Source organism: Mesobacillus sp. (assembly GCF_049588175.1).
Taxonomy (GTDB): Bacteria; Bacillota; Bacilli; order Bacillales; family Cytobacillaceae; genus Mesobacillus.
Genome location: NZ_JBAVFI010000422.1, coordinates 1 through 3926, shown reverse-complemented (window position 1 = coordinate 3926; position 3926 = coordinate 1). Strand labels below are relative to the sequence as shown.

The 3926-nt window shown below is 43.4% G+C and carries 2 protein-coding genes; both read left to right on the top strand.

The genetic code is table 11. The features are described from left to right. Positions 1-11 precede the first annotated feature (11 nt). Positions 12-800 (top strand): formate/nitrite transporter family protein, encoded by a 789-nt coding sequence (locus tag WB217_RS10485; RefSeq protein ID WP_423993176.1) that lies wholly within the window; start codon positions 12-14, stop codon positions 798-800. Between the two features lie 75 nt (positions 801-875). Continuing rightward, positions 876-3848, top strand: coding sequence for a formate dehydrogenase subunit alpha (gene fdhF / locus WB217_RS10480; protein WP_423993175.1), 2973 nt, complete (start codon positions 876-878; stop codon positions 3846-3848). The last annotated feature ends 78 nt before the right edge of the window (positions 3849-3926 follow it).

Genomic DNA, 3926 nt, shown 5'->3' with positions numbered 1-3926 from the left:
GTTCACAGCAGATCGCGGAATTAGCGGTTGAAGCTGGAATGAAGAAGGCTTCAATGCGGCCTGCTCATACACTATTATTAGGGTTTTTAGGTGGAGCCTTTATTTCATTTGGTTTCTTATTAGACATTCGAGTTATTGCAAATTTACCACAGGAATGGGGTTCCTTCAGCTCGCTTTTAGGTGGAGCAGTTTTCCCAGTGGGTCTAATGTTAATCATTATCGCAGGAGGAGAACTGTTGACGGGAAATATGATGGCACTTCCGATTGCCGTTCTAGCAAAGCGCGCCACACTAAAGCAACTGGGTAAAAATTGGCTGTTAGTTTTAGTTAGTAATTTTATTGGAGCAATCTTTGTTGCTTATTTTTTTGGACACATTGTTGGATTAACGGAAACAGGTGTATTCCTGACCAAAACCGTTGCGATTGCAGAAGCGAAAATCGATGAAACATTTATTAAGACCTTAATTTCTGCTATTGGTTGTAACTGGCTCGTTTGTTTAGGCGTTTGGCTGGCTTTTGGGGCCGATGATATCGGTGGAAAAATACTTGCTATTTGGTTTCCGATTATGGCGTTTGTAGCGATTGGTTTTCAGCACGTTGTGGCCAACATGTTTGTCATCCCTGCAGCAATCTTTGCGGGGCACTTCACCTGGGTGGATTATTTAGCTAACTTTGTTCCGGTTATCATTGGAAATGCGATTGGCGGCGGTGTCTTTGTAGCTTTTATCTATTATATGGTTCACAAGGATTCCCTTCAAACACTATCGAACGCAAGGGTAAGTATTAAGAAAGCAAGTTAACAATTATTCAATAATAGTAATCTTGTGTTTTGAGGTACGATAGATTTCTTTGTTTTTTACTAAGGAGGATTTACAGTGAAGGAAAAAGTGGACGTTCTTATTAACGGAACAGCACACCAAGTGGAAAAAGGGACTCGTATTATAGATTATTTACTAAAACAAGATATGGAGCATCCGCACATTTGCTATTCTGAAGTTCTTGGACCGGTACAGAGCTGTGATACGTGTATGTGTGAAGTAAATGGCAACATCATGCGTGCATGTTCCACTGAGATCGAAGAAGGTATGGACATTTTGACGTCATCGGAGCTTGCCACGAAGGCTCAAGAGGAAGCAATGGATCGTATACTGGAAAACCATTTATTATATTGTACTGTATGTGACAATAACAATGGCAATTGTCGTGTACATAATACAGCAGAACTAATGGGGATTGAACACCAAACTCGACCCCATCGTTCTAAGGGGCATGAAGTAGATGTGTCTCACCCGTTTTATCGTTACGATCCTGATCAATGTATTTTGTGCGGGCGATGTGTGGAAACCTGTCAGGATCTTCAAGTGAATGAAACGCTAACCATCAACTGGGAAAGCGGGCAGCCGCGCGTATTATGGGATGGAGGAAAAAGCATTAATGAGTCCTCTTGTGTATCCTGCGGACAATGTGTAACGGTTTGTCCTTGTAACGCATTGATGGAAAAATCAATGATTGGAAATGCAGGATTCATGACAGGGATTTCCGATGACTTGCTTACACCAATGATTGACATCGTCAAAGCAGTAGAGCCTGATTATCAAACAATCATGGCCGTTTCAGAAATAGAAGCAGCCATGCGTGAAACGAAAATAGAGAAAACTAAAACGGTTTGTACGTTCTGCGGTGTTGGCTGTTCCTTTGAAGTTTGGACAAAAGACCGTGAAATCCTTAAAATTGAACCATCTGAAAACGCTCCTGTAAACAGTGTTTCAACCTGTGTAAAAGGAAAATTCGGCTGGGATTTTGTCAATTCTCAAGAACGAATTACTTCACCTTTAATCCGTAAAGGTGATGTGTTTGTGGAAGCAAGCTGGGATGAGGCTCTTTCTTTAGTGGCGGAGAAGCTCGGCGGTATTAAAGAAACGTACGGCAGTGATGCCATTGGTTTTATTTCTTCATCAAAAATTACAAACGAGGAAAATTACCTCATCCAAAAGCTGGCACGTCAAGTATTTGGTACGAATAATGTGGACAACTGCTCTCGTTATTGCCAGTCACCGGCTTCATGGGGGTTACAGCAAACTGGAGGCATTGGCGGGGACTCTGGAACGATTCAGGATATCGCAGGTGCAGGGCTTGTCATGCTCGTGGGATGCGCACCTGCAGAAGGACATCCTGTACTTGCCACACGTATTAAGCGGGCGCAGAAACTTCACGGTCAGAAATTAATCACCGTGGATGTGCGCAGACATGAAATGGGTGACCGTGCAGACTTGTTCGTTCGTCCAAAACAAGGGACGGACTATGTATGGCTTTCTGCTATTACGAAGTATTTGATTGACCAAGGCTGGCATGATGAGAAATTTATCACAGAACATGTGAATCACTATGATGAATTTTTGGAAATGATGGAGCCTTATAGTTTGGAAGAGGCCGAGAATATTACTGGTATTCCGGAAGAAACCCTAATACAAATGGCAGAAATGATCCGGGATGCGGATGGAACCGTGATTTGCTGGGGAATGGGTGTAACGCAAAATATCGCGGGTTCACACACATCTGTGGCCATTGCGAATTTGCTTCTTGCAACAGGCAACATGATGCGTCCAAACGCTGGTGCTTACCCATTACGCGGACATAATAATGTCCAAGGTGCGGCAGATATGGGAACAATGCCAAATATCTTCCCAGGCTATCAATCCGTAACAAATGTTGAATTCCGTGAAAAATTTGAAAAGGCTTATGGGGTGAAAATTCCTGAAAATCCTGGACTTGACAATATCGAAATGCTCGGTGCTGTCGATAAAGGCGAGATGAAGGCGATGTTTATAGCTGGTGAGGATATGGCATGGGTCGATGCGGACTCGAACCATACGCAGGCGATGCTTGCGAAGTTAGATTTCCTTGTTGTTCAAGAAATCTTCTTAACGACAACCGCTCAATTTGCAGATGTTATCTTGCCAGGTGCTCCGTCACTTGAAAAGGATGGAACGTTTACCAATACCGAGCGCCGTGTACAGCGTTTGTACCAAGCATTACAGCCTCTGGGCGATAGTAAACCAGACTGGTGGATTCTGACACAGCTCGCTAAAAAGATGGGCTTTGATTGGAATTATACGCATCCAAGTGAGATTTTTGATGAAATGGCAAGCTTAACTCCTTTCTTCAGCCAGTGTAATTATGATGTTCTCGAAGGGTGGAACAGTTTCCACTGGGGTTCACTTGATGGATCCAACACGCCGCTCCTTTTCGAAGACGGCTTTAATTTTCCAGATAAAAAAGCACGTTTCGGTTTGTTTGATTATATTCCGCCAATGGAATTCCCACAGGAATTCGATCTCGCGTTAGATAATGGTCGTCTGTTGGAGCACTTCCATGAAGGAAACTTAACTCAGAAATCAGAAGGACTTAACTACAAATTCCCAAAGGTGTTCGTGGAAACATCACCGAAACTAGCGAAAGAACGAGGCGTAAAAGACGGTTCACTTGTTCGTCTTGTATCACCGTATGGAGCGATTAAGCTGCCAGTTCTTGTAACAGATCGTGTGGAAGGAAAAACGGTCTATGTTCCAATGCATTCCTCAAGCCACGAGAGTGCGGTTAATCTTCTTACAGGTGGGGCAGTGGATGTCGTGACACATACACCAGCATATAAACAAACAAAAGTACGGATGGAGGTCCTTGCAATCAACGGAGAAAATCCGCTGCCAAGGTACAATCCGCGTAATGCCACTCGTACGCCGCAAAAGGGGCTTGAAATATACCGTAAGTGGGAACGCGGTGATTACGTTCCGATTGCTAGTACCAATGAGCATATTGAACCTGGTTTCTATGACAGGAGGGATGCGTAATGGCAAAGCCGATAAAAATCGTTCAAAAGACAGAACTGACAGAAGAACAAAAGAAAATGCAATCCCTGGATTATCTTC